This window comes from Luteibacter anthropi, from assembly GCF_011759365.1.
In the GTDB taxonomy this organism is placed as follows: domain Bacteria; phylum Pseudomonadota; class Gammaproteobacteria; order Xanthomonadales; family Rhodanobacteraceae; genus Luteibacter; species Luteibacter anthropi.
In genome coordinates this window covers 332,399-355,045 of the sequence record NZ_JAARLZ010000003.1, presented here as the reverse complement: position 1 = coordinate 355,045, position 22,647 = coordinate 332,399, and the positions used below count along the sequence as shown (strand labels likewise).

General features: G+C 63.1%; 21 protein-coding genes and 2 tRNA genes. 10 read left to right on the top strand and 13 right to left on the bottom strand.

Features of this window, described 5'->3' with window-relative positions; translation table 11 throughout:
* Positions 1 to 381 precede the first annotated feature (381 nt).
* The 11 genes from HBF25_RS07060 to HBF25_RS07010 all read right to left on the bottom strand — a co-directional run bounded on the left by HBF25_RS07060 (position 382) and on the right by HBF25_RS07010 (position 10,580).
* Positions 382 to 2,412 (bottom strand): DNA topoisomerase III, encoded by a 2,031-nt coding sequence (locus tag HBF25_RS07060; protein ID WP_166947218.1) that lies wholly within the window; start codon positions 2,410 to 2,412, stop codon positions 382 to 384.
* A gap of 283 nt (positions 2,413 to 2,695) precedes the next feature.
* A complete protein-coding gene (locus HBF25_RS07055) occupies positions 2,696 to 3,136 on the bottom strand; it encodes a single-stranded DNA-binding protein (RefSeq protein WP_003098976.1) in 441 nt (146 codons plus the stop codon).
* A gap of 73 nt (positions 3,137 to 3,209) precedes the next feature.
* Entirely contained in the window at positions 3,210 to 3,737 is a 528-nt protein-coding gene (locus tag HBF25_RS07050; protein ID WP_003098978.1) for a DUF3158 family protein, read from the bottom strand.
* Positions 3,734 to 4,522 carry a PFL_4669 family integrating conjugative element protein gene (locus tag HBF25_RS07045; protein WP_012112316.1) on the bottom strand — a complete coding sequence of 263 codons (789 nt, stop codon included), beginning with the start codon at positions 4,520 to 4,522 and terminating at the stop codon, positions 3,734 to 3,736. Before HBF25_RS07045 ends, HBF25_RS07050 begins: the two co-directional genes overlap by 4 nt.
* A 331-nt stretch (positions 4,523 to 4,853) precedes the next feature.
* Positions 4,854 to 6,104, bottom strand: coding sequence for an STY4528 family pathogenicity island replication protein (locus HBF25_RS07040; RefSeq protein WP_012112315.1), 1,251 nt, complete (start codon positions 6,102 to 6,104; stop codon positions 4,854 to 4,856).
* Between the two features lie 3 nt (positions 6,105 to 6,107).
* Positions 6,108 to 6,668, bottom strand: coding sequence for a DUF2857 domain-containing protein (locus tag HBF25_RS07035; protein WP_012112314.1), 561 nt, complete (start codon positions 6,666 to 6,668; stop codon positions 6,108 to 6,110).
* 15 nt (positions 6,669 to 6,683) lie between these two features.
* Positions 6,684 to 8,348, bottom strand: a complete 1,665-nt coding sequence (locus HBF25_RS07030) for a ParB family protein (protein WP_049399939.1) — start codon at positions 8,346 to 8,348, stop codon at positions 6,684 to 6,686.
* On the bottom strand, positions 8,341 to 8,601 hold the full coding sequence (locus HBF25_RS07025) for a hypothetical protein (protein ID WP_012112312.1): 261 nt from the start codon (positions 8,599 to 8,601) through the stop codon (positions 8,341 to 8,343). The genes HBF25_RS07030 and HBF25_RS07025 overlap by 8 nt, the downstream gene beginning before the upstream one ends.
* On the bottom strand, positions 8,585 to 9,460 hold the full coding sequence (locus HBF25_RS07020) for a ParA family protein (RefSeq protein ID WP_012112311.1): 876 nt from the start codon (positions 9,458 to 9,460) through the stop codon (positions 8,585 to 8,587). Before HBF25_RS07020 ends, HBF25_RS07025 begins: the two co-directional genes overlap by 17 nt.
* 42 nt (positions 9,461 to 9,502) lie before the next feature.
* Positions 9,503 to 9,715, bottom strand: a complete 213-nt coding sequence (locus HBF25_RS07015) for an AlpA family transcriptional regulator (RefSeq protein WP_012112310.1) — start codon at positions 9,713 to 9,715, stop codon at positions 9,503 to 9,505.
* 118 nt (positions 9,716 to 9,833) lie between these two features.
* Positions 9,834 to 10,580, bottom strand: a complete 747-nt coding sequence (locus tag HBF25_RS07010; RefSeq protein ID WP_012112309.1) for a hypothetical protein — start codon at positions 10,578 to 10,580, stop codon at positions 9,834 to 9,836.
* A gap of 923 nt (positions 10,581 to 11,503) precedes the next feature.
* On the opposite strand from HBF25_RS07010, the gene HBF25_RS07005 reads away from it, so the two are divergent.
* Both HBF25_RS07005 and HBF25_RS07000 read left to right on the top strand, forming a co-directional pair.
* A tRNA-Cys gene (locus HBF25_RS07005) sits at positions 11,504 to 11,577 on the top strand.
* A 48-nt stretch (positions 11,578 to 11,625) separates the two neighbouring features.
* Positions 11,626 to 11,709 (top strand) — tRNA-Leu (locus tag HBF25_RS07000).
* Positions 11,710 to 11,835: 126 nt separating this feature from the next.
* On the opposite strand, the gene HBF25_RS06995 is transcribed toward HBF25_RS07000, so the two are convergent.
* Positions 11,836 to 12,198 carry a hypothetical protein gene (locus HBF25_RS06995; protein ID WP_166947217.1) on the bottom strand — a complete coding sequence of 121 codons (363 nt, stop codon included), beginning with the start codon at positions 12,196 to 12,198 and terminating at the stop codon, positions 11,836 to 11,838.
* A 265-nt stretch (positions 12,199 to 12,463) separates the two neighbouring features.
* On the opposite strand from HBF25_RS06995, the gene HBF25_RS06990 reads away from it, so the two are divergent.
* From HBF25_RS06990 to HBF25_RS06980, 3 genes are all read left to right on the top strand, one after another.
* On the top strand, positions 12,464 to 12,826 hold the full coding sequence (locus tag HBF25_RS06990; protein ID WP_243853107.1) for a BlaI/MecI/CopY family transcriptional regulator: 363 nt from the start codon (positions 12,464 to 12,466) through the stop codon (positions 12,824 to 12,826).
* The gene (locus HBF25_RS06985) at positions 12,826 to 14,415 is read left to right on the top strand and encodes a M56 family metallopeptidase (protein ID WP_166947215.1); all 1,590 of its coding nucleotides are present in this window, start codon (positions 12,826 to 12,828) and stop codon (positions 14,413 to 14,415) included. Before HBF25_RS06990 ends, HBF25_RS06985 begins: the two co-directional genes overlap by 1 nt.
* Before the next feature lie 90 nt (positions 14,416 to 14,505).
* Positions 14,506 to 15,594 (top strand): alpha/beta hydrolase family protein, encoded by a 1,089-nt coding sequence (locus HBF25_RS06980; RefSeq protein ID WP_243853106.1) that lies wholly within the window; start codon positions 14,506 to 14,508, stop codon positions 15,592 to 15,594.
* Between the two features lie 447 nt (positions 15,595 to 16,041).
* On the opposite strand, the gene HBF25_RS06975 is transcribed toward HBF25_RS06980, so the two are convergent.
* Positions 16,042 to 16,374 carry a YnfA family protein gene (locus HBF25_RS06975; RefSeq protein ID WP_166947214.1) on the bottom strand — a complete coding sequence of 111 codons (333 nt, stop codon included), beginning with the start codon at positions 16,372 to 16,374 and terminating at the stop codon, positions 16,042 to 16,044.
* 233 nt (positions 16,375 to 16,607) lie between these two features.
* On the opposite strand from HBF25_RS06975, the gene HBF25_RS06970 reads away from it, so the two are divergent.
* The 5 genes from HBF25_RS06970 to HBF25_RS06955 all read left to right on the top strand — a co-directional run bounded on the left by HBF25_RS06970 (position 16,608) and on the right by HBF25_RS06955 (position 22,548).
* A complete protein-coding gene (locus tag HBF25_RS06970) occupies positions 16,608 to 17,348 on the top strand; it encodes a P-loop nucleotide/nucleoside kinase family protein (protein WP_341778054.1) in 741 nt (246 codons plus the stop codon).
* Between the two features lie 683 nt (positions 17,349 to 18,031).
* The gene (locus HBF25_RS22385) at positions 18,032 to 18,166 is read left to right on the top strand and encodes a hypothetical protein (protein WP_279588134.1); all 135 of its coding nucleotides are present in this window, start codon (positions 18,032 to 18,034) and stop codon (positions 18,164 to 18,166) included.
* Positions 18,167 to 18,267: 101 nt separating this feature from the next.
* The gene (locus HBF25_RS06965) at positions 18,268 to 19,089 is read left to right on the top strand and encodes a FadR/GntR family transcriptional regulator (protein ID WP_243853105.1); all 822 of its coding nucleotides are present in this window, start codon (positions 18,268 to 18,270) and stop codon (positions 19,087 to 19,089) included.
* Between the two features lie 318 nt (positions 19,090 to 19,407).
* Positions 19,408 to 20,280: an aldose 1-epimerase gene (locus HBF25_RS06960; protein WP_166947213.1), complete on the top strand. Its 873-nt coding sequence runs from the start codon at positions 19,408 to 19,410 to the stop codon at positions 20,278 to 20,280.
* Positions 20,281 to 20,319: 39 nt separating this feature from the next.
* Positions 20,320 to 22,548, top strand: coding sequence for an alpha-galactosidase (locus HBF25_RS06955; protein ID WP_243853104.1), 2,229 nt, complete (start codon positions 20,320 to 20,322; stop codon positions 22,546 to 22,548).
* The last annotated feature ends 99 nt before the right edge of the window (positions 22,549 to 22,647 follow it).

Here is a 22,647-nt window from a genome sequence, read left to right as displayed (position 1 = left end):
AGCAATCACACCCGGCCCATGTCGTGGCTGGGGCCGGCATCGTCTGGCGCACATCCGCGCACAAAGGGAGCCCGTTTTTGCACCGGCGGGCACCGGCACCGATTACCGCTGACCACGAAGGGTCTCCCGGTGGCTCGTGCAGCCTGGCAAGCCACCGGGAGACCCTTCGCAGAGGGCGGAAGAAACGCAGATCAACAGAACGCGCGTGGTGCGGCTCGCAGAGAAGCTACCTTCAGGTCCCGCGGCCGGGGACGGCTGGGCGGGACGCGCACACGGATCAAGAAGGCGTTGCGCGCTGGGCGTCCCGCAGGGCATGCGGCGGAGTGCGGGACAGGGGCCACGCCGCCGAAGGCGGGCACGGCTCACGGGGAACGGGGGCGGTCAGGAGCCTTTGCGGCCGCTACGGCGCGGGCGCGAGGCGCCGCGCTTGGAGCTGCCGGATTCGACTGGCAGCGTGCCTTTGCAGTCCGGGTAGCGGCTGCACGACCAGAACGGGCCGCTCTTGCCGCTGCGCTGGCGCGTGGGTGCGCCGCACTGCGGGCATGCCGGCCCTTGGGGAACCTTGATGGACAGGGAGGCGCTGCCGTACTGCGCAATCAACTGCGAAATCCACGCGGCCTGCTTGCCGATGAACACGTCCAGGGTGAGCTGTCCGGCCTCGATCATGTCGAGCGCCTGTTCCCAGACGGCGGTGGTGCCAGGGTCGGCAATCGCCGCAGGCACGGCATCGATCAAAGTGAAAGCCGCATCCGAGGCGCGGATGGCGCGCCCCTTCTTCACGAGGTAGCCGCGAGCGATCAGGCCGCCGATGATGTTGGCCCGCGTCGCTTCGGTGCCGATGCCAACCGTATCCTTGAGCTTCTGCTTCAGGCGGGGATCGGACACCAGCTTGGCGACGCCTTTCATGGACTTGACCAACTCGCCTTGCGTGTACGGTTTGGGCGGCAGCGTCTTGAGTGCCTTGAGATCGACGTCGGCCACCTGGCATGCCAGGCCCTCATACAGTTTCGGCAGCGCGGGCAGCACCTGGGCGCGGACCGCAGTATCGCCCTCGCCATCACCGTCTTCGGCCTGCGGCTCGGCGAGCACCTGGCGCCAACCCGGGATGACAACCTGCTTGCCCGTGGCCGCCAGGTTCTGCCCCCCGCACGAAAACTTGGCCACAGTGCGGTCGAACTCGTGGTGAGGGAGGAACTGCGCCAGGTAATGCGACCGGATGAGCCTGTACACGGCCAGTTCCTTCTCGCTCATGGCGGAGAGCTTCGCCGGTTCGAGCGTCGGGATGATGCCGTGGTGCGCCGTGACCTTGCCATCGTTCCAGGCGCGCGAGCGCTGCGAGCGGTCGAGCTGGCCCATGATCGAGCGCAGCGAGGGATCGGTCTTGAGCAGGCTGTCGAGAACGGTGGGCACTTCGGCAAACATGCTCTCGGGCAGGTAGCCGGAGTCCGAGCGGGGGTACGTCGTGGCCTTGTGCGTCTCGTACAGGGCTTGGGCAATCTCCAAGGTTTCCTGCACGTCCAGCCCAAGCTGCTTGGAACACACTTCCTGCAAGGTGCCCAGGTCGAACGGCAGCGGCGGGCCTTCGCGGACACGCTCAGTCTCCACCGACACGACGTGGGCACTGCCCGCAGCGCGGATCTGCTGCATGGTCTGCTGTGCGACCGGCTGCCGCAGGCAGCGGCCTGCGTCGTCGGTGCACGCATCGGGTGGAACCCATTGCGCGGCGAAAGTCGAACCGCCTGCGAACAGGGACACGGCGATGGCCCAGTATGGTACGGACACGCAGCGCGCGATCTCGCGGTCGCGGTCCACAACGAGCTTGAGCGTCGGGGTCTGTACGCGGCCGACCGACAGCACGCCGTCGTAACCCGCCTGTCGCCCCAGCACCGTGAACAGCCGGCTCAGGTTCATGCCCACGAGCCAATCCGCACGGGAGCGCGCCAGCGCCGAGTGGTACATCGAAAGCGTCTCGGCCGAAGGCCGCAGCTTGCCCAGTGCCGCCCGAATGGACGCATCGTTGAGCGCCGACAGCCACAGGCGTTCGATGGGGCCGCGGTAGCCGCAAAGCTCCACGATCTCGCGGGCGATCAATTCGCCCTCGCGGTCGGCATCGGTGGCGATAACCAGGTGAGTCGCCTTCGCCAAGAGCGCCTTGACGACCTTGAATTGCGTGGCGGTCTTCGGTTTGACCTCGACCCGCCAGTGCTGGGGAATGATGGGCAACTGCTCAACGGACCATCGTTTGAGCTGCTCGTCGTAGGCCTCGGGCGGCGCCGCCTCCACGAGATGGCCGATGCACCAGGTGACCGTGACGCCGGAACCGTTGAGGCAGCCTTCACCGCGCTGCGTGGCGCCGAGAATCCGGCCAATGTCTTTGCCCTGGGAGGGCTTCTCGCACAAGAACAGCCGCATATCCGTCCATCCCGATTCCTGTTGTTCATGGAGTTGCTGGGATCGAGGATGCCGAGCGCAGCCCCTGGCAGCAGCAAACAAGCCGCATGCGGCAGCGACCGCTTTCACGCCGATGAAATGGCGAGTGCGGGGAAGGTGCGTGGCCGGAAGTGTGCGGGCCGAGAGCCGCGATTTCCGGGAGCGCGCGTGGAACTCGGTGGACGTTGGTGGAGCTATCCCCTGGGGATAATTCGCAGCGCATGGAGGGCGGCGAAGCACTGCGGCAGCCGCCCTCCATGCCCGATCACTTCCTGCGCTTGGTCTCTTTCGGCGCCGTCGATTCCTGGGTGGCCTGGGGCTTCGGCTCTGCCTCCTGTGGCTTCGGGCTGAGGGCCACAGACTCGATGCGGTACGGCAGGATGCCGACACTGCGCGCGTTGACCTGCCAAGTCTCACGCGGCTGATCTTCGTTGTCCGTCCAGGGGTCGCGCTCCATGCGGCCGACGACCAGCACCCGCATGCCCTTCTGGTAGAGCTGCTGCCAGCGGTCGGCGTCGTGGTGCCAGAGTTCCACCGGCGCCCAGAAGCCGCCGCGGTCCTCGAACTCGCCGCCCTTGGTGGGGACGGGGTTGTCGAAGTACACGTTCAGCCGGAGCAACCGGCGAGGATCGTCGTTGCCATTGGGGAATTCGCGGTACTCGGGAGGCGATCCGATGTTGCCCTCGCCGATGAATTGTGTGCTCATGTTGGAATCTCCGTGGTGGTTGAAATACCCGTGCCTCGTTGGGCTCGGGCGCGTGCTCGGATGGCAGGCGCAATCACCGATCGCGCACTGCGGCAGGAACGGACGCGAGCCGGCGCAGGTAGGTGTTGTCCGCCTGCGCGGCCTTGCTGGCGCATTCCTGTGCTTGCCTGCCCAGGGTGTGCAGCAGGCTGATCTGCATGTTCAGCATGACGCGCTGCAGTTCGATCTCGTGCAGGTCGTGCAGCAGGTTGACCGGCGTGCTGGGGCTCGCCATCAGCTCCTGCCACAACGCCACGCCCATGGCCGATCGATCGTGCTTGCGCCAGCGAAGAAAGGTCGTGCCTGCGCCAGTGGTCTGCTGGGCCAGCTCGACGGGAAGCAGGTGGAAGGGATGCCCGCACGCCTGTGGCAGCACCTGTCGCTGCGCCAGGGCAATCAACTCGTCGCGCATGGCGAAGCACTGGCTGGCCCAGGCCTCGAAGTCCCCTTTACCTTTAAAAGGCTTTAAAAGGCCTTTTAGAGAGGCCGCGTGTTCCAGCCGCATGAAGGCTGGCTGTTCCAGACGACGGAAGTAGCGCGGTTCGCGGTTCGGGTCGCTCATGCCGGTTCGTCCTCGCCGGCGGCTGTGGACTTGGCCTCGGCCGAATCGGCGGCAGCGCCTTCGTCGGTGGGAGATGCGGCTGCGGCAGCGCTATCACCACGCTGTTGCAGACCACGGCGCACGACGGGCGGCGCAAACTTCGAGCGGCGCATGCCTTCGAGCACGTCCTGCGGCAGTTCGCCGAACTTCTCCAATGCTGCCCGAGCTGCGGCGTTCTTGGCCGCGAAGTCGTCGCGGGTGCAGCCCGAGTAGCGGTATTGCTGGGCCAGGCTGAACAGGCTGCGCAGCGCGTGGGCACCTTCGTTGAGCCAGCGCTCCAACGTCGAGCGATCGATCAGCGCGGTGTGGTGGGCGAGGATCAGCTTGCGGGCGATGTCGTCGTAGTCGGCCAGCAGATAGACGGCGGCAAAGCCGAGCTGCGCGTTCACGAACAAGGGGAGCTTCACCGGCTGCACGTTGAGGTTCTCACCCAGGCTCAACGCCGCAGGCACGCCGGCCAGTGCCTGGTCAACCTGCTCGCGCAGCGATTGCAACGTGGTCCTGGTCTGGTCGAGCTTTTCCTCGATGCGCAACATCCACCAGTCGCTGTACGGGTCGTCCTGCTCCGAGCCGCGCTTCATCTTGTTCATCACGGCGATGTAGCCGTTCAGGCCGACGATGCCGGGTCGCCCCTCGGCGGCGGCGCGGCCATGCCAGATGCGCGAGGCGTGGTGGGTGTGAAGCGTCAGCGACATCGCGCTGCGCAAAGAGCCGAGATTGAGTTGCAGAGGTTCGTTGGTTGCCATGGCGTCCGCTCGCTTGGGAAAAGGAGCGGTCAGGATCGGCACGCAACGGAAGGCAGTCAGTCAACAAACCGAAATGAACCGGGACCCGGTTGTCGTGGCAGCGGTGGCCTGTGACACGAGCTATCCCCAGGGGATAGCTCCATCGAAAGCCATGGAGCGCTGCTCGCGCAAATGGTGCGTGCGCTCATGCAACCGACGCCATTACGGCCCCCCTGGACCGAAGTGCCATGCCGTGCCTGTCGGCGTTACAGCTTGTAGTACATCTATCCCCTGGGGATAGCTCTACTGACGGCCATCGACGTCTGCTTCACGCCCTTGTCGCTCGTCGCGCTCAGCTACTGCGCAGAAGGTCGCGCAGCCGGTCAATGTGCTGCCGGGCCACCTCGGGTGGAACCACATTGCGCGGTGGTTCAGGCGGTGCATCTCGTGCAGGGGCAGGTGGCGGTGCTGACCCGGCTTGCTTGGCCCAGGCGTTGAACTCGCCACGGATGGCGCGCTGGATGATGCCGAACAGGTAGCCTGCCGGGTTGCGGATGGTGCTGCCGCGACAGCGATCCGCCCATTCGTCCAGCACGGCCTGGCGTAGCGGAGCATCGACCTGCTGCAATGCCACGATGGCGGCGGCCTGCTGCTCTTCCTTCAAGCCGAGAAAGCGATCAGGCAGGCGAACTCCTGGCATCGCACGCGCCTGCCCACGCTCACGCGCGGTAGTACGTACTTCATTCATACGACTACTACGTACAGTACGGTCCTGCTTCGGATTCCGAAGAGCGCCGTCTGACGCGGGTTTCGGCCCTGCTTCGGAATCCGAAGAGGGGTCATCAGAATTCCGAAGAAGGCTCGGCGCCCCTTCTTCGGAATCGTGAACCCTATCCTTCTGTGGATAACTCTCCTGCGACCCAATGCCCTGGCTCGCGAGGCGTTCGGCAAGGACCTGCAGCCGCGAGGGCAACGTGCGGCCAGACAACAACGGGTCTTCGGCGATTTCCTTGAGGGTGTGCAAGCCCACGACCTGGACGGCCTTGGCCGAATGGCCCAGGGCTTGGCTGACGAGCTCCAAGTAGTCCGGGTCGAGCTGCATCGCCTCGAAAGGCGTCAGGGGCTCATCGTGCAGGACGTAGAGGTTGCCGAGGATGCGCCCGGTCTTGGGGTCACGCCTGCGGCGCACGAGACTCAACCAGCGAGTCAGGCGCAACAGCGTCAGCGCCCGTGCCACGGTCTCGTGAGAGGCCTGTCCGGCGCAGGGCATTGACGCGAGCCACGGGCGAAGTTGCTCATACGTCGGAAACGCCGTGACCCCATCCTCGTTGAGCATCATCCGAAAGACTTGCCAGGCATTGCGTTCCAGCGGCGTCAGGCGTCGGTCCAGGAACAGCCGTCGCGGCACGCTCTCGTGCCGATTGCCGCTGAACAGAAAACCGTCGCCGGTTGCGGAGACAGGAGATGTTGCGGATGCGGGAGCTGGCGCGGACGCGGGCGGGCGAGGTTTCGGTGCAAGGTCTTTCAGCGCGCTGTCGAACAGATCAGCGAGGGCGACCGGGCCTTGGCGTGGTGCTCGTGGTGCAGCGTCGTCCACGGCCATGACTCAACCCAATCCCTGATCGATCCAGTTCTTGATCGCAGCCCAGACCACCGACAGCGGCAGTTCCATGCCTTCGGCGAGGTCCATTGCCGCATCAAGAACCGAGGTCTCATCCTCCAGCTCGACATTCCTGCTGCTGGTCACGGCCTTCCAGCGTCGCCACAGCTCGGTGTCCTGCTCCTCGTCCAGAACCGGATGGCGCCCCTTGCGTTTGGGCAGGCCGAGAACTTCACGCCGTAGCGCGACTTCCTGGTGCGTCAGCCCATAAAAACGGCTCGCCATTTCCGTACTGGCCCCCAGGCGCAACATGCGATCGACGGTGGCGATCTCCTTCTCCACGTCCTGCGCCTGTTTGAGCAATCGCCGGAGCACTTCCCGGTTCACCGAGACAGAGCACCACGAGACGCTGGCATTGGCCAGTACGCTGATCAGCGCCGGATGCTTGAGCGCATCCAATTCTTCCTCACCGAATCCCATCGCCTTGCAGCGGCGCAGTTGCCCGTTGCGCAGATCGTAGAGCGCCTGCGCGATGACGGCCTGGTTGAGTGGGTTAGGTGCGGACATGCGGGCCTCCCTCGCTCAGGTCCCAGGACCGAGAGCGCCGGCTTCCAGATCCAGCAGGCGCCGGGCCAGCCGCAGCAGACGAAACAGCTTGACCAGCGCGGTGTCGCTCAATCGCCGGGCCCCGTCGGCATGACGTTGGCCTTGGCCGTGCAACAGCGCTGGCAGGTCGGTGACGAAGTGCCCGCCGTCCAAGCCCACGTCGGCCGACTGCTGACCGGCCAGGGAAACCAGCAGCGCGAGCACGGCACGTGCGAGCGGCGACGAAACCTGGGTCGGGGCACGACACGCGAACCCGATGCCATCTGAACGATCCTCGACACACGCGTCCAGGTCGACCTCGCCCGCGATCTCGCGCGCGAACTGCGCGATGTGGACGCGCAGGCGGCCGGGTGCGTCGAGACCTGGGTCGATATGCCAGATGTCCGAGATGGGATAGAGGCCACCGGCCTGCACGGGAATCGACTGCAGCACGTTGGCCGAGAAGTCGGGCGGAAGCGCATCGCCCAACTGGTCGGCGACCATGCGCTGGATGGACTGGAGCCGCTGCGTCGTGGGTGCCGGAGAGACGATGTGCTCGTCAAGTAGATCGCCAGCCGCTGCCGCAGGGGTGGCTGCGGATGCCTCACGCGGGGCCGCATCGTCCTGGGGCCTTGTCGGCGCGGCGGCAGAGTGGCCTGCAGAATGTGCTGCTGTGGCGGGGGACGGTGCCGGTTCAATCGGCGGCCGTGCGATGGCCCCAGGCTCAGGCAATGCCGGCGGCGCCGATGGCGGGGTTGGGTCGCTGACCAGGGCGCGGTGGCGGCTCTCGGATTCGGTCAGGTCCAGGGCAAGCACGTCGTAGTCGATGCCCAGCAGCTCGGACATCTGACCGATCAACTCGTCCTGCACACGCTGCGGCGAGAACTCGTCGGCCTGGGTATCGAACTGCGACAGCACTTCTTGGAAGAAACTGTCGAAGTCGAGCGGCAGGGAGCGGCCCTTGGCATAGTGCTCCCACGTGCGCTCACTGGCCTTGCGCATGACCGACAGCCGCTCGACCTGGTGGCGACCGAGGCCACCATACAGCACGGTCGGGATCGCAGGCAGCAGGTAGCGCACCGCATCGGCCATGCGGCTGATGTGTGACTGCTGCACGGGGAAGCCGTCGGCGCCCAAGCGACGGGCCAGCTCGGACTGGCTCAAGGTCGTGCTGCTTTCCGCTTCATAGAACTCGCGCGCCTTCTCGACGCCGAGGGCGCGCTCGATGAACGTCAAGCCGCCACGCAGTTCGTTCTCGGCGAGGTGCCCGGTCAGCGCGACGATCTCCCCGCGCGCAGGCCACGGCCGGAACAGGCACGATATGCGGAAGAAGCGCTCGTCCTTCGTTTCTGTCCAGAGTTCGCGCAGGATCGCCAGCCTGGTGTTGCCGCCGTTGCGGATGAAGTAGTGCGCCTCGCCAGGACGGCGTGTGATGGCTGGCGCCGCATCCAGGCCGCGCTCGCGGATGGAGGCCTTGATTTCATCGTAGGCCGAGTTGCGCTTTTTGCGGGGATCGTGGTCGTAGGGCCGCAACTGGTCCAGCGTCACGACCATCGGCGTGTCGGCGATGGGGTCACTCAAAGCCGTGGCCGATGGCCCACTGCGCTCGAACCCGGCGGCAAGCAGCTTGCCGGCCATGTCCTGGGAGGTCATCTCAGCCATGGCCGCATCCCTCGGCGTTGGCGGGCCGGGCCATGCGGGCCTCGCGCTCGGCTCGGCGGATCTGCGCACGGGCATTGAGGTCTGCCCGGTAATCGCTCGCTGTCGAGCTGGTGTAGATGGCGGCGCAGCCGGTCTTGGTGAATTTGAGGTGTCCACCCCGAGTACGTTTGACGTGCCAGCCTTCGCTCACCGCAAACTCGATCAGGGCGCGCAGTCGCTTGTGGCCACGGGACAGTTCATGTGCGCTCGCCACGGGACCTCCCGGTTTCAATAGAACGTGGAGGACGGCCGGACACGCGGGCGAATCTGTCTTGCCACTGCGGGAACAGTTCGCCGGCGAGCGTGCGCATGGTGTCGAGCGCAGCGGGCGCAACTCTGCCTGGTGGCTGTCGATACTCGACGCGATGCACCGGCATGCCGCGGGTTGCAGCGCGCGGATAGGCTTCGATGGCCGGCACGTCGGTGCCCAGCACGCGGATGCCCGTGTGATCCTGAAATAGGTCGTGCAGCGCCTGCTGGATCATGCGTGCGTTGGCGGACACGGGGTGGACACGATTGATGAGTAGGTGCAGCGGTGGCGGTTCGATGCCAAGGTGCCGATACGGCGCGATGTCCTCCAGCAACTGCATGGTGCCGCGCCGCAGTTCGCGGGCCGCAAGGATTTCCGGGGTCACGGGTGACAGCGCCAGGCCGGAGGCGAGCACCGCCATCTCCAACAGCACCGAGCGCGCGCCTTGGGTGTCGATTAGCACCAGGTCATAGAGCGGCGCCAGCGCCGGCAGCAGGTGGCGCAACCGCAGGCGCCCGTCTGGCGCGTGCAGCAGCAAGGTGTTCAGTTCACCCCGGTGGTCGTTCGAGAGCACCAGGTCCAGGCCCGCGATGATGGTGCGGGACACGAGCTGGTCGAGACCGCGCTCGTTGAACGCCAGCAGCTCATAGATGCCGCCGGGCGCGCGGTGAGCCAGATCGTAGTAGGAGGACAAGGTGGGCTGCACGTCGAGATCGAGCAGCAGCACGCGCAGCCCCGCGTCCGCGGCGAGCCCGCCGAGGTTGGCGGCCGTGGTCGTCTTGCCGACGCCACCTTTCGTTGAAATGATGGATACGACCTGCATGGCGCTCTCCGTTTGGCGATGGGAAGTCCGAGGGGGAGCGAGTCAGGTGCGGTTGTTAAGGCGTTCGGCGATCCACTGATCGATCTCGACCGAATCCCAGCCCACCGCGCGCACGCCAAGGCGCAACGCCTGTGGAAACTGGCGCTTCTTCATCAGGTTGTAGATGTGGGCGCGTTTGAAGCCGGACTTCGCTTCAACTTCATCGAGCCGCAGGATGCGGCGCTCGTGCGGTGGCAGTACAGGTACTTGCGACATGGCGGTCACTCCTGAACGCTCAGTGGCGTTTGTTGGCGTGACCTCTATTCAATAGACATGGCTGCAAAAAGACATTGCAAATGCAATCTCCGAGACTGCACATACAAGATGGAAGAATTCACGCGGCTGCGCTACGCACATTCTTCCTGGCGTTGGCGAACTTGCCGTTCAAGGTTCGCTCCGTGATGCCCATGGTGCCGCCATAGTGGGCGAGCAATGCGGTGACGATTGCCTCCTGCGTCTTGAAGCTGGAGTACGGCACACCCGATGGGGATTGACCCAGCATCAGCGTCAGCATGCCACCGATGATGTTCAGGTACGTGGTCTCCGCTCGATCACTGATCGCGCACTGCTTGGATGCCAACAGCACCGCGGACTGCTTGAGCAAGGCTTCGTGTTGCGCTTGAAGTTTGCGCATCTCACGCCGGCTATGGTCCAGCGCGGCCTGCAGAGCCTGCCGTTCCAGCAGGATTGCCTGTCCTGTTTCCAGGGTGATGGAGGGATGCGCCATGCGCTCGCTGCGGCTGAACAGGAATCCGGGTCGATGCTCAGGATAGTGAGTGCGCATCCAGCGTTTCAGATCGACGTGGCGGATGGTCAGATCGGGTGAACTCACCAACTCTGGGTCATTGAGCGTGATCCCGTTCTTGCCAAAGGGCAGTTCCGAGTTGAGGATGCCGTCGTAGATGCGTTCCGAGTACAGCCGACACTCGTTCCATCGCGGGCAGTCCAATGTCTGCGGCAGGCACCGCGGTGATGCGATCGAGGCGAGGATCGACGCCTTGTACCGCAACAACCCAGCCCACCGTATGGCAGCTTCGATGGGACGATAGAACACCTTTGATAATGGTGGCTCCTTGTGCATGTTTTCGTCTCCTTTCGGAAGCGCTACATCACCGGCTCCTTTCTCGCCCTGCCAAGGGCTGTTGTGTCGTTATGCCTGTGGCGGATGCCAGGGACGAATGCCCCGGAACGTGGGCGGACGAGATCATGGCATCCGCCACAGGTGGCCCTCTCTTGCTCAATGTGCAAGAATCGACCAGTTGCCGGCCCGTCGAGTAACAAGGAAGAAGCACGCTCGACAATGGCGCTCACGGTGCCAGCGTCATGGGGTGCGTCAGGCGTATCAAGACCGATTCGCTATGGTCTGATATCCCTACGGTTTCACAAGTCGCGCTGGGGCGCAGTCGTTGCTCAACGTCCAGAGGGACGCAGAGAAAACCGCGCGTGTGATGCTTGTTCTGGCATCCTGATATATCGACATAGCATCCAGCGATCCTGGGCTGTGGCCAGTTTGAGGCTGTTGCGCGCCGCTCCCACACGGTCGCCAGCTGACCAGGTGATGTGAACATGCGCCCCATCTTTCCTTGCTCGCCGCTTGGCCTTCATCACGAACAGCCTTGGGCTGTGGTGCGCACGGCATCAAACCAAGCGCGGTCTCAACGTTCGATGCTGATGCCATTCCTGACGCAAGGAGACCTGAGTGTCGAGCGGCGTTGCAGGGGCGGGCCTCTGGTAGCCGTGTATTCTGCGTCGGTTGTCAGGGGATGAAATGGCAGTCCTTGGACGCTGATGGAAGTTGTTGGATGAGTTTTGTTGCCGAGGGCGAAGAACAAGGCTATAATTCAGGCCTTCGCTGCTCACGGCGGCGAAGAATGTGATTGGGAAACAAGGATTTAGCGCCCTAGTGCCTGTCTCGTTTCCCGCTCCAGATATCCACAAAGCCTCGGCAAACCCGAGGTTTTGTTTTTTAAGCGCTATCGGATACTCTCCGCGTGCGCAAGCGATGGCCGGGTGGCAGAGTGGTCATGCAGCGGACTGCAAATCCGCGTACGCCGGTTCGATTCCGACCTCGGCCTCCATCGCATTCCAAGGCGCATCCGCAACAGCGGTGCGCCTTTTTTCTTTCCGCCCGGATGGCGAAATCGGTAGACGCAAGGGACTTAAAATCCCTCATCCGCAAGGGTATGTGGGTTCGAGTCCCACTCCGGGCATGTTGTCCTTCAACGGGTTTAGCGGATCGCAACGATCCTGGCTTCTCTTGCCCGTAAAAATCACTTCTCTTCGGGCGTGTTCGCAACCGGCACGTCGACGTCGCGAACGTCGAGTAAGCGCAGCCGTCAGCCTTTATGGAACTCGATTGTTCCACCGTAACCGTGCCCCGCGAACTTCACCGCATAGACCGCTCCAGGCAGAAGCCAATCCACGGCCTCGCTGGCTGTTGTCGCCGTCCAGGTGCCATGGCAGCCGTGGCGCCCAACCTTCTTCTCATATCCGTCTCTCGTCCGACGTACGTCCAGTCCACCGTCTGCGTCCGGAAGGGGTGTGCCAAGCACATCGTTGACGGCCAGATGGCTGAGAATGGTGGCGAGCTGGATTGCTTCCCTTCCCTCTGTAAAGCAGAACGTGCAGGAAAATGAGAGTCCTGTGTCACGTATGGTCGAATACTTGATCGACGGAATAGCTGGCGGACATTGCTTCATGATCGGGCGGTCCATCGATTCGTGTGATCTCCGCGCATGGCTACCCAGCACTGTCCGGTAATCAGCACCCCGTAAATCAGCGTTATCGGCATACCTTGGTCAATCTTTAGTTAGTGGCCGGCCCTCAGTATCCGTGACGGGCCTGTGCTTGACACTCAGGAGGACCGCGGTGTGCCCATCTACTATTTACATAGTTGACTTGCGCCTTCTGGGCAGGTAATAACTATCCTCATAGTAAGAACGGGCCGGAGACATGAAAATCTCATTGACCGATCGCGAAGCCGACATCATGCAGGTGCTCTGGGATCAGGGCCCATGCCTGGTAGCGGAGGTCCGCGAGCGCCTGGGTGATGACCTTGCGTACACCACGGTCCTGACGGTACTGCGTGTGCTGGAGAGCAAAGGCTACGTAGGGCACCAGGAAGAGGGCCGGGGCCACCGCTATTTCGCCAGCGTGAAGCAGAAGGCGGCGCGGCGAAACGCGATTCAGCACCTGACGGATAAGCTGTTCAAAGGCTCGGCAGAGCTGCTTTTCTCGCACATGGTGTCGGAGCAGAAACTCAGCGCGGAGCAGATCCAGCGCATGCGCCGGCTTCTGGCCGAACGTTCCGGCGAGGATGAATCCTGATGTTTGCCTGGATGCTGTATGCCGCCTTGGTGACCCTGGCACTGACCACGGCAGCATTCATGGCAGAACGGGCCGCCAAGGGCAGGGGAGTGCCGACGAGGTGGCCATGGGTGGTGTCGATGCTTGGATCGCTGGTGGTGCCCATAGTGATCGCCTGCGCATCGATACAGCTTCCCGGCAGCGCTGCCGGCGACAGGACGACGGCAGCGCTGGTATTGAGTGATACCACGTCCATTCGAACTCCCTTGACGCAGATCCACCTCGACGACATCCCTGTGTATGGGTGGTCCATCAGTGCCGATGCTGTCGCTATCGGCCTATGGCTGTCGGCATCGGTAATCATGCTGCTGATGCTCTCCTTTGGCGTGGCCTGGGTATCGCGTCGCAAGCGCGGCTGGCGTCACGGCATGGTACATGGCGAGCGTGTGTGCATTGCACCCGACACAGGTCCAGCCGTCGTCGGCTTGATCCATCCGCAGATCGTCGTGCCCGAGTGGCTTCTCCAGATGAGCCCGGAGCAACAGGGCCACGCGCTGACTCACGAACGCTCACATTTGCAAGCCCGTGACCCGTATGTCATCGCCGTTGCCCTGGTGCTACTGGTACTGATGCCGTGGAATGGCCTGTTGTGGTGGCAGTTTCACAGGCTGCGTCGTGCCATCGAGATGGACTGCGATGCACGGGTGCTTCAGGGCGGATGTGACGTTGCAGGCTATTGTGAAACACTGCTCTACGTCGGCCAGCAGAAGTCGAGGCATATTCCCCTGCTTCCCGCGATGAGCGACTCTGTGGCGTTTCTTGAATCTCGTATGCGCCAGATGCTGCGCAAGCAAGGCAAGTGGGCGCGCGGATCGGCTGCGATCTTCCTATGTCTTTCGATCAACATGGCGGTGGTTGCGGCGCAGCTCACTCCGCCCGATGCGAGTCGGTCAGGCATGCGGTCGTCGGTGACGTCGAGCCCGGACACGTCGGATCGCTATACCGGTTTCTATCAGATAAGTCCTGTTTCACTTATCGAAGTAACAAGGACCGCCGATGGCCTATCGGTCAGCATAAGTGGCCAGATGGCCGCGCCGAGGCCATTTCAACTCGTTCGCGCTGGCGGTGACCAGTTCACGGTGCAAGGCAGCGATGCGCTGGCCGTGCATTTTGTGATGGATACCTCCGGGCACGCCATACGCTTGATCGCCACCCAGGGAGGTCGCGCCATACTTGATCGGCCTCGCATCGACGAGGTAACCGCACAACGGATCCATCGTGCACTCGCCGCTCGCATCAAGGCACAAAAGCCTTTTGCTGGTAGCGAGAAAGCGTTGCGCCTGCTTCTGAGCGACCCCGACAGTGGCGTCGGTATGAGCCCTGAACTCGCCTGGCAGCGTCAGCAGCAGAAAGAATCGCGCGAAAAATACCTTGCCCGTATCGGACCAGTTCAGTCCTACGCGTTCACCGGTGTCAACGAGTTTGGTTCCGATACCTATCGGGTCAAACGCAAGAACGGCGATGAAACCATCATGCTGGTGGTCGATGAGGACGGCACCCTGGCGAATGCCGTCCGGTACTCGCCCATGGCTTCTCCGCCTGATTCCTGAGGCTTAACCCCATTGCGCAGTTGACGCTGGCGACCACGTCGTGGCCGGACAGGTATTCCTGCGCCCTGTTTGACCACCGGGAGTGATGAAATGATCTTTACAGCATTACGCAAGGTCGCGGGATTCGGCCTGGTCGTGGCCATGTGCAGTGCCGGTGCTTCGTTGCCTGCCCGTGCCGAAAAGCCCAATCCTGGCGTCTATACGGGCAAGTTGCACGGTGCCCTCTACCGCATCGATATCCCAGCCAACTGGAACGGCGATCTTGTCATGCTCATGCATGGCTATCAGCCCGTGGGAGCCCCTGTGTCGTCACCGATGACGGCGGCGGATACGACCCCTGTATTCCTCAACAAAGGATTCGCTGTTGCCCAGAGCCAGTTTTCATCGCAGGGGTGGGCGGTGGGCGATGCCATTGCCGACAACGAGCGGCTCCGCCAGTACTTTGTCCGAACCTATGTCCAGCCCAACCACACGTATATCTATGGCTTTTCGCTGGGTGGTCTGGCTGTAGCTGCAAGCATCGAGCGTTATCCCCATGCGTATACCGGCGCCATGATCACCTGCGGGTTAACGGTGTCTACACCGGACTTCCTGGCCCGAGGCATAGTGACGCCTCTGGTGGCATTTGATGCGTTGATACCGGGCGTCATTCCCGACCTGGCGGCGGCCGATTCTCCGCCGGCGATTGCACCCGACGTGATTGCCGAGGCGCTGGAGGCGCACCCGAAGGAGGCCGCCATACTGGCAAAGCGTCTGGAAGAGAGGCCGGAGACGTTGCCGACGTTGGCCCTGTATTACATGGGCCTTCGTGAAATTGAAAAACGTGCGGGCGGCATGCCTGTCGACAATCGAAAGGAGAGGTACGAGGGCTTTGGTGACGACGTTTCGTTCAACCAGAAGGTACATCGCTATAGCGCCTCGCCGGAAGCAATCGCCTATGCCAGGCGCAATGTCACCCTGACGGGGCATATCGAAGTTCCGCTCGTGATGCAGTGGAATACGTTCGACCAGACTATTCCAGCCAGATTCCATGATGTGTACCCGAAGCAGATCAGGGCGGCGGGAAACGGTAAGTGGCTTACCGTGCTCGATCCGACAGGGGATGGTCACTGTGATTTTACCGACGACCAGGCGTCTAAGGCAGTTGATGCCTTGGTGCGAAAGGCAGGTGCTGACTAGCCATGGTTTACAACCAGCTGGCTTCGCCCAGGCCATCAAGAGACAATCGGTCAGCTTCTGCGACAGGGTGAAGGCCATGTTGCCGTGAGTGGTGCTTGCCTGCCTGAAGGTGCTCAAATCCAGCAGGTAGGGGAATGCTTCGCAATGCGATGGCATTTACCATGAAAGATCAGGATCCTCGCTTCTTCTCGGCAACCATGCCGGTATCCAGGCATATATTCGGCGGCGGACGGCGATAGCGTCTACAGGGAGCTTCCCTGGGGGTACGTCAGTCATGAGATGCCTGGGACCATTGATATGGCTGCCAGTCTTGCCGAGGCTGTTCTTCGTATGACTTGCGTGCATTGCGGGGCACATAGCCTGCATTTAAGGCGATGCTCACTGTGGGGTACCCGTACACCAGTCATCGATGCACGGTCTCAATCGCGCCTGGGCGACCGAATCTCGTCAATGCGCAGGCTGGATGACGATGATCGTCATGCCAGCCAGGGCGATGGCTGCGCCAACCATGTCCCATGCCGTGAGCCGCACGCCTTCGACGAGAGCAAGCCACGCCAGTGCCACGGCGATGTAGATGCCGCCGTACGCTGCATAGGTGCGTCCGGCAGCCGTAGGGTGCAGGGTCAGCAGCCATGCGAATGCCGCGAGGGCGAGTGCTGCCGGAATAAGAAGCCATAGCGGCTTCGATTGGCGAAGCACCAGCCAGGGTAGGTAGCAGCCCACGATCTCCGCCAGGGCGGTCAGGACGAAAAGGACGACACGCCAGGAGAATTCAGCCATGGGCTCAGGAAGCAGGTAGCGACGAGAGCGCCGATTCTAGCGTGCGTTTGTAGGAGCGCGCCTTGCGCGCGACCGGGAATAACGGCACAACCGGTCGCGCGCAAGGCGCGCTCCTACAAAAATATTTCGTTTCCCGGCAACCGAATTGCGAACTTCTATCAGCATTCTTCCTTGCTTTATCTTGCGTACCGCATCTGGACGACCCAGCGTATGGATGCGTTCCGGGATATGGCGTGGGCATCGTCTTGCGGGCGTGGGCTCCTTCCATTAATGTGAGCCCATGCACCCGTCGAATGCCCCTTTCATTATTGGCGCTGTCCCTTAAACGGCGGGGTAGCCATCGACTGGAAAAAGTCACGAAAACCCGCCCGGATGGCGGGTTTTTGCTTTCTGGGCACCACACGGAGAACCTGGAAATGTATACGTCGACAAAAGGCGATGCCGCAGTAGAGCAGAACACAGCGATTCTCCACATGGTGTGCGGAAAAATCGCAGCCGGAAAATCGACCTTGACCGCGCACCTGGCCGGCGAGGTGAGGCATGTGGCGATCAGCGAAGACGTGTGGCTATCCCGGCTTTATCCCGATGACATCCGGTCGATCGATGATTACATCCGCTGCTCAAGGCGTTTGAAGGATGCCATGGTGGAGCACGTGACAAGGATACTGGCGTCGGGCATCTGCGTCGTGCTCGATTTTCCGTTCAATACGGTGGCCTCGCGTGCATGGGGACGTAATATTGCGTCGCAGGCTGGCTGCGGGCACCGGCTTCACTATCTGGACGTGAGCGACGCGGTGTGTCTCGCCCGGCTACATGCACGCAATGCCCGAGGTGAGCACCCGTTCCAGGCTACGGAAGCGGAGTTTGCGCAGATCACGCAGTACTTTGTCGCGCCTGTGGCGGAAGAAGGGCTTCATGTCGTGGTCTATGACGATGAAGGGCGGCGTCGGGTAACACCTGTCGTTTCGGCCTGATCTTTATCCAGGATTACGATGTCTGTCGTAGCCCGATGCAATTGCCCCATGGGTCGCGTACTTGCGCGATGACTTCGCTATCACCGATAGCCATGGGGCCGCGGTAACGAACGCCACCCATGGTTTCAAGGGGGGCGATGAGGAAGGATACGTCCGCGAGGTTTTCGATGACGACGGCCAGATTATCGTTTTGCTGAATGCGATGAGGCGATGCGTCCGGCCGGCCTATGTACAAGGCCTGGCCAATATCTGAATATGCGGCATCTCACTGCCAGGATGGGCTATGCGAATCTTCTTCAGTCTTGCGGTCATGACGGCCGCTCTTTCCGGTTGCGCCACGACGGGGCACAGCTATGCAGACGACAGGCCGCCTATCGGTGTGCAGAAACCGCAGCCTGTGTGTTCCTCCGGGCCTGGTGGAAAGACAGCCGCCTGCGCATCGACGATGCTTTTGAACTCGGCGTTGCCGAAGCAGTAAGTTCATCTATTCCTGACTCAGGTGCGATCGCGCCCCCCTTCCCGCGCATCACGCAGGACGTCGCGGGGGAGAAAGTCGACCTGCTTCTCGATACGGGTCTACGGCTCATCCTGCCATCCGCGTCCCTTATGTACAGATCGGCACATGGCGTACGGGACCCGTATGGTTCACTGAGCGCGCTGACGACCGCTTTCTCGGCAAAGGCATGTCGTCCTTCATGGACAGCGAGGTCTATGGCGCCGCCGGTGGCAATATCTTCGCGCCGTTCCGCATGACGGTCGATTATGCCCATCGGAAGGCATGGTTCGCCTGTGTGAAGGGCTGTACGGCAGCGCCCTAGCGCCGTACAGCTGCCGGGCATTCGCGACGCCGTATCTCGACGGCCGGCACGGTCCCACGTACGATCCTCACGCCTTGTTTCCGGTGGCGTGACGTAACGTCATGCCCTATGGTCGCGAAGGCGCAGGCCTCACATCGGGGCCTGCGCCGTTCGGCGGACGCTCGTTTGGCTACTACCTGGACCCGATGCCCTTGAGGAACGATGTGATCGTGAAGCCCGTGGCGGCGCGCAACCTGCACGGCCAGGTGGTCCAGGAACTGGGTCAGATGATCGTCAGCGGCAAGCTGGCGCCGGGCGAGGGGCTGCCTCGCGAAGAAGTGCTGGCCGAACAGCTCAAGGTCAGCCGCACCGCGCTGCGCGAGGCGATGAAGGTGCTCGTGACCAAGGGCCTCATCGAATCCCGGCAGCGTACGGGCGCCCGCGTGCGCGAGGCCGTGCACTGGAACCAGCTCGACGCCGACGTGCTTGCCTGGCGCTGCGCCCTGATGCCGACGGACAGCTTCGTGGAGAAGCTGGTGGAGATGCGCGAGTTGATCGAGCCCGCCGCCGCCGCCTCGGCGGCCAGGCGGCGCACGACGGAACAACTGGCTGACCTGAAGACCGCGTACGAGGCCATGGCCTCCTCCGAAGACCTGGACAGCTGGGCGGAGGCCGACCTGGCCTTTCATGAAACCCTGCTGCGTTGTACGAACAACGAGCTGATGGTGTCGCTGTTCTCGGTGATCGAAACGGCGCTGGGCACGTTCTTCCTGCTATCGGCCCGCAATTCCGAGAACTTCAAGCTGGCGCTGCCGCATCACGAAAAGGTCTACGAAGCGGTGCGCAAGCGTCAGCCCGATGTGGCACGCCAGGCAATGCTGCGGATGGTAGGCGAGTCACGCGACAACATCCGCCGCCAGGGCCGCAAACTAAAATCAGCCTGAGCATCTGTAGGAGCGCGCCTTGCGCGCGACCGGACAGGCCACAGTCACCCCGGTCGCCGACCCCGCCGGCATCCTACAGATGCTGCGCCGCAGCTTGCGGCCCACTGCTAATAAAATACTACAATTAACCCAGCAGCGACCTCATGGCCGCGACACGACGTCATGCCAACTATGCCGCATGCCGCTCGGGAAAAGGGTTAGGGATCGACGAATGCGCCTGACGCGCGATGGCAAGGGGGCTTGCTGTCGACGCCGGACTGCGGCCTTTCGCCGGCAACGATTGAACGGGGAGAGACGGCGTGAGCGGGGCGTTCTGACATGCTGGAACTACGTAATACGTACCTGCGACTCGGCGTGCTTCCCGGCACCGGAGGCGGTATCGCCCGTTTCGACTGGCTGGAAGATGGCGGTCCCTTGCTGCGCCCCTGCGATGATCCGGACACCACGGAGCCGAATCGCCTGGGCTGTTATCCCTTGCTGCCGTGGAGCAACCGCATCGCCAAGGGTGGTTTCACCCATGAAGGGCATGATGTCGTCCTCGCACCGAACCGCAGCGACGAGCCCTACCCGATCCATGGCACCGGCTGGCAGCGGCCCTGGACGGTGGCCCATCACGACGCCACCGACATCGTGCTGACGCTGCACGATGCCACGGCGGGGGCTTATGCCTTCCGGGCCACCCAACATTACCGGCTGGATGGCCCCTCGCTGGAAATCCGCCTGCGGGTCACGAACACCGGCGACTTCGTGCTGCCCTTCGGCCTGGGCGTGCATCCGTTCTTCCCGCGCGATGCCGACACCCGTCTTCAGGCCGGCGCATCCGCACTGTGGATGAACGACGGCGAAGACCCGCTACCCATTGCCCTGATGCGTGTGCCGCCCGAGTGGGACTTCACGAAGCCGCGCCCGCTGCCCAGGGGTGGCATCAACCACGCATTCACCGGCTGGCCGGGGCAGGCCGCCGTGCACTGGCCGTCGCGTTCGCTGCGCCTGCATGTGGATGCACAGGCCGATGTCTATGTGCTTTATGTGCCCGAGGGCGAGGATTTCTTCTGCCTTGAACCGGTAGACCATCCGATCAATGCGGTGCACCTTCCCGGGGGAGCCGTCGTCAACGGGATGACGGCCCTGGCCCCGGGCCAGCAACTGGAACGCCTGTTCCGCTTCCGCGTGGAAGCCGGCGTGGCATAGCGGGGCATCGCGCTCCATCGAATGACGAGGATACGCACGTTGAATACGTTCACCCGATATCGCCGCTTTTCGTCCGTGCTGGTCATCGCCCTGATGCCGCTTGCCGCCATGGCGGCCGGCAAGAACGACGCGACGCCACGCTACGACGCCTCGCAACGGGTGTTCCGTATCGACGCGGGCAAGGTCACCTATGCCATGGGCGTGAATCCCGACGGCATGCTGCAGAACGTCTACTGGGGTGCCCGGCTGGCCGAGGACGATCCGCTCGCCGCGCTGCCGGCGCCGGAACGCTCGTCGTTCGATCCGGCCGGCGCGCTGAGTCTGCAGGAATATGCCGGCTGGGGCGGCTCGCTCACCGCAACCCCTGCATTGAAGCTGCGCTTCGACGATGGCAATCGCGACCTGGTATTGCGCTACGACAGCTACCGCATCGACGGCGGTGATCTGGCCATCCTCATGCGTGACGCGCAGGCCGGCGTGAAGGTCACCCTGCATTACACCGCCGACGCTGCCACTGGCATCGTGGGACGCTCGGCCCATATCGAGAATGGCAGCGGCAAGCCGCTCACCATCGACAGCGCGGCATCCGCAACCTGGAGCCTGCCGCCGGCCAGCGACTACTCTCTGCGCTACCTCACCGGCACCTGGGCCGGCGAGTGGCATATGCAGACGCGTCCGGTGACGCCCGGCGCCACGGTGCTGGAAAGCCGCCGTGGCAGCACGGGCGACGAAAACAATCCATGGTTTGCCATCGGCCGTGGCAGCGAGTGGAACGAGGAACACGGCGATGTCTGGTTCGGCGCGCTGGCCTGGAGCGGCTCCTGGCAGCTGCGCGTGGATGAAGACATCCTTGGCCAGGTCCGCGTGACCGGTGGTTTCAACCCCTTCGATTTCGCCTACCGCCTCAAGCCGGGCGAAGCGCTGGACACGCCTGTGTTCTACGCAGGCTATACGAGCGATGGCGTGGGCGAGGCATCGCGCCTGCTGCACCGCTTCGAGCGTACGCGCGTGTTGCCGCAGGGGCCCACTCCTAAGATCCGTCCGGTGTTGTACAACTCTTGGGAAGCCACGGAGTTCAAGGTGGATGATGCCGGGCAGGAACGTCTTGCCGAGAAAGCCGCCGCGCTGGGTGTCGAGCGTTTCGTGGTGGACGACGGCTGGTTCGGTGCGCGTGACAGCGACCATGCCGGCCTGGGTGACTGGGTGGTCAACCGGAGGAAGTTTCCCAATGGCCTGAAGCCGCTGATCGACCGCGTGCATGGCCTGGGCATGACCTTCGGTCTCTGGGTCGAGCCGGAGATGGTGAACCCCGACAGCGATCTCTATCGTGCGCATCCGGACTGGGTGCTCAACTTCCCGGATCGTGAGCGCAGCCTGGGCCGCCATCAGCTCGTGCTTAACCTCGCCCGCGAAGATGTCCGCGAGCACGTCTTCCAGGAACTGGATCGCCTGCTTACCGAAAACGACATCCAGTTCCTGAAGTGGGACTACAACCGCAACTGGTCGGAGCCGGGCTGGCCGCAGATGGCGCCGGACGAACAGCAGAAGGTGTATGTCGCCTACACGCGCAACCTGTACGACATCCTGCGTCGCCTGCGGGCGAAGCATCCGGCCATCGAGATCGAATCCTGCTCGGGCGGTGGTGCGCGCGTGGATCTGGGCATCATGGCGCTTACCGACGAGGTATGGCCTTCCGATAACACCGATCCGTCGGATCGTCTGTCGATCCAGGACGGTTTCAGCTACGCCTATGCACCCGCGACGATGATGGCCTGGGTCACCGGCTCACCGAACTGGGTCAACGGACGCACCAGTTCACTGGATTTCCGTTTCCTGTCGGCGATGCAAGGGGGCCTCGGTATCGGTGCCAACCTGCTGGACTGGACGCCTGCCGAGCACGAGACGGCTAAGCGTTACATCGCCGAATACAAGACCATCCGCACCACGGTGCAGCAAGGTGAGTTGTATCGCCTGCTCTCGCCGCAGGGCAGGGCGCCGTGGTCGGCGACTGAATCGGTGTCGGCGGATCGCACGCAGGCTGTATTGTTTGCTTTCCAGCGCCAGGGCGAGGAAGCCCGCGCCTATCCGACGCTGCGCCTGCGCGGCCTCGATCCGAAGATACGCTACCGCACGCGCTTCATTCACGGCACCGCCGCTGCCGGCACGCCGGAGATCGCCAGCGGAGCCTACTGGATGCAGCGTGGCATCAACCTTGCGATCAAGGGTGATCTCCAGGCCGCAGGCGTGGTGTTCGAGCGCGTGCGCTGACCGATTTCGTTCCACGCGCGGTGCGTCGCGCGGGAGCAGCAGGGGTTCTTCGGCCGGTGCCCGTCATGGCGGGCGCCTCCTTCACCCATGGAGTCGAAC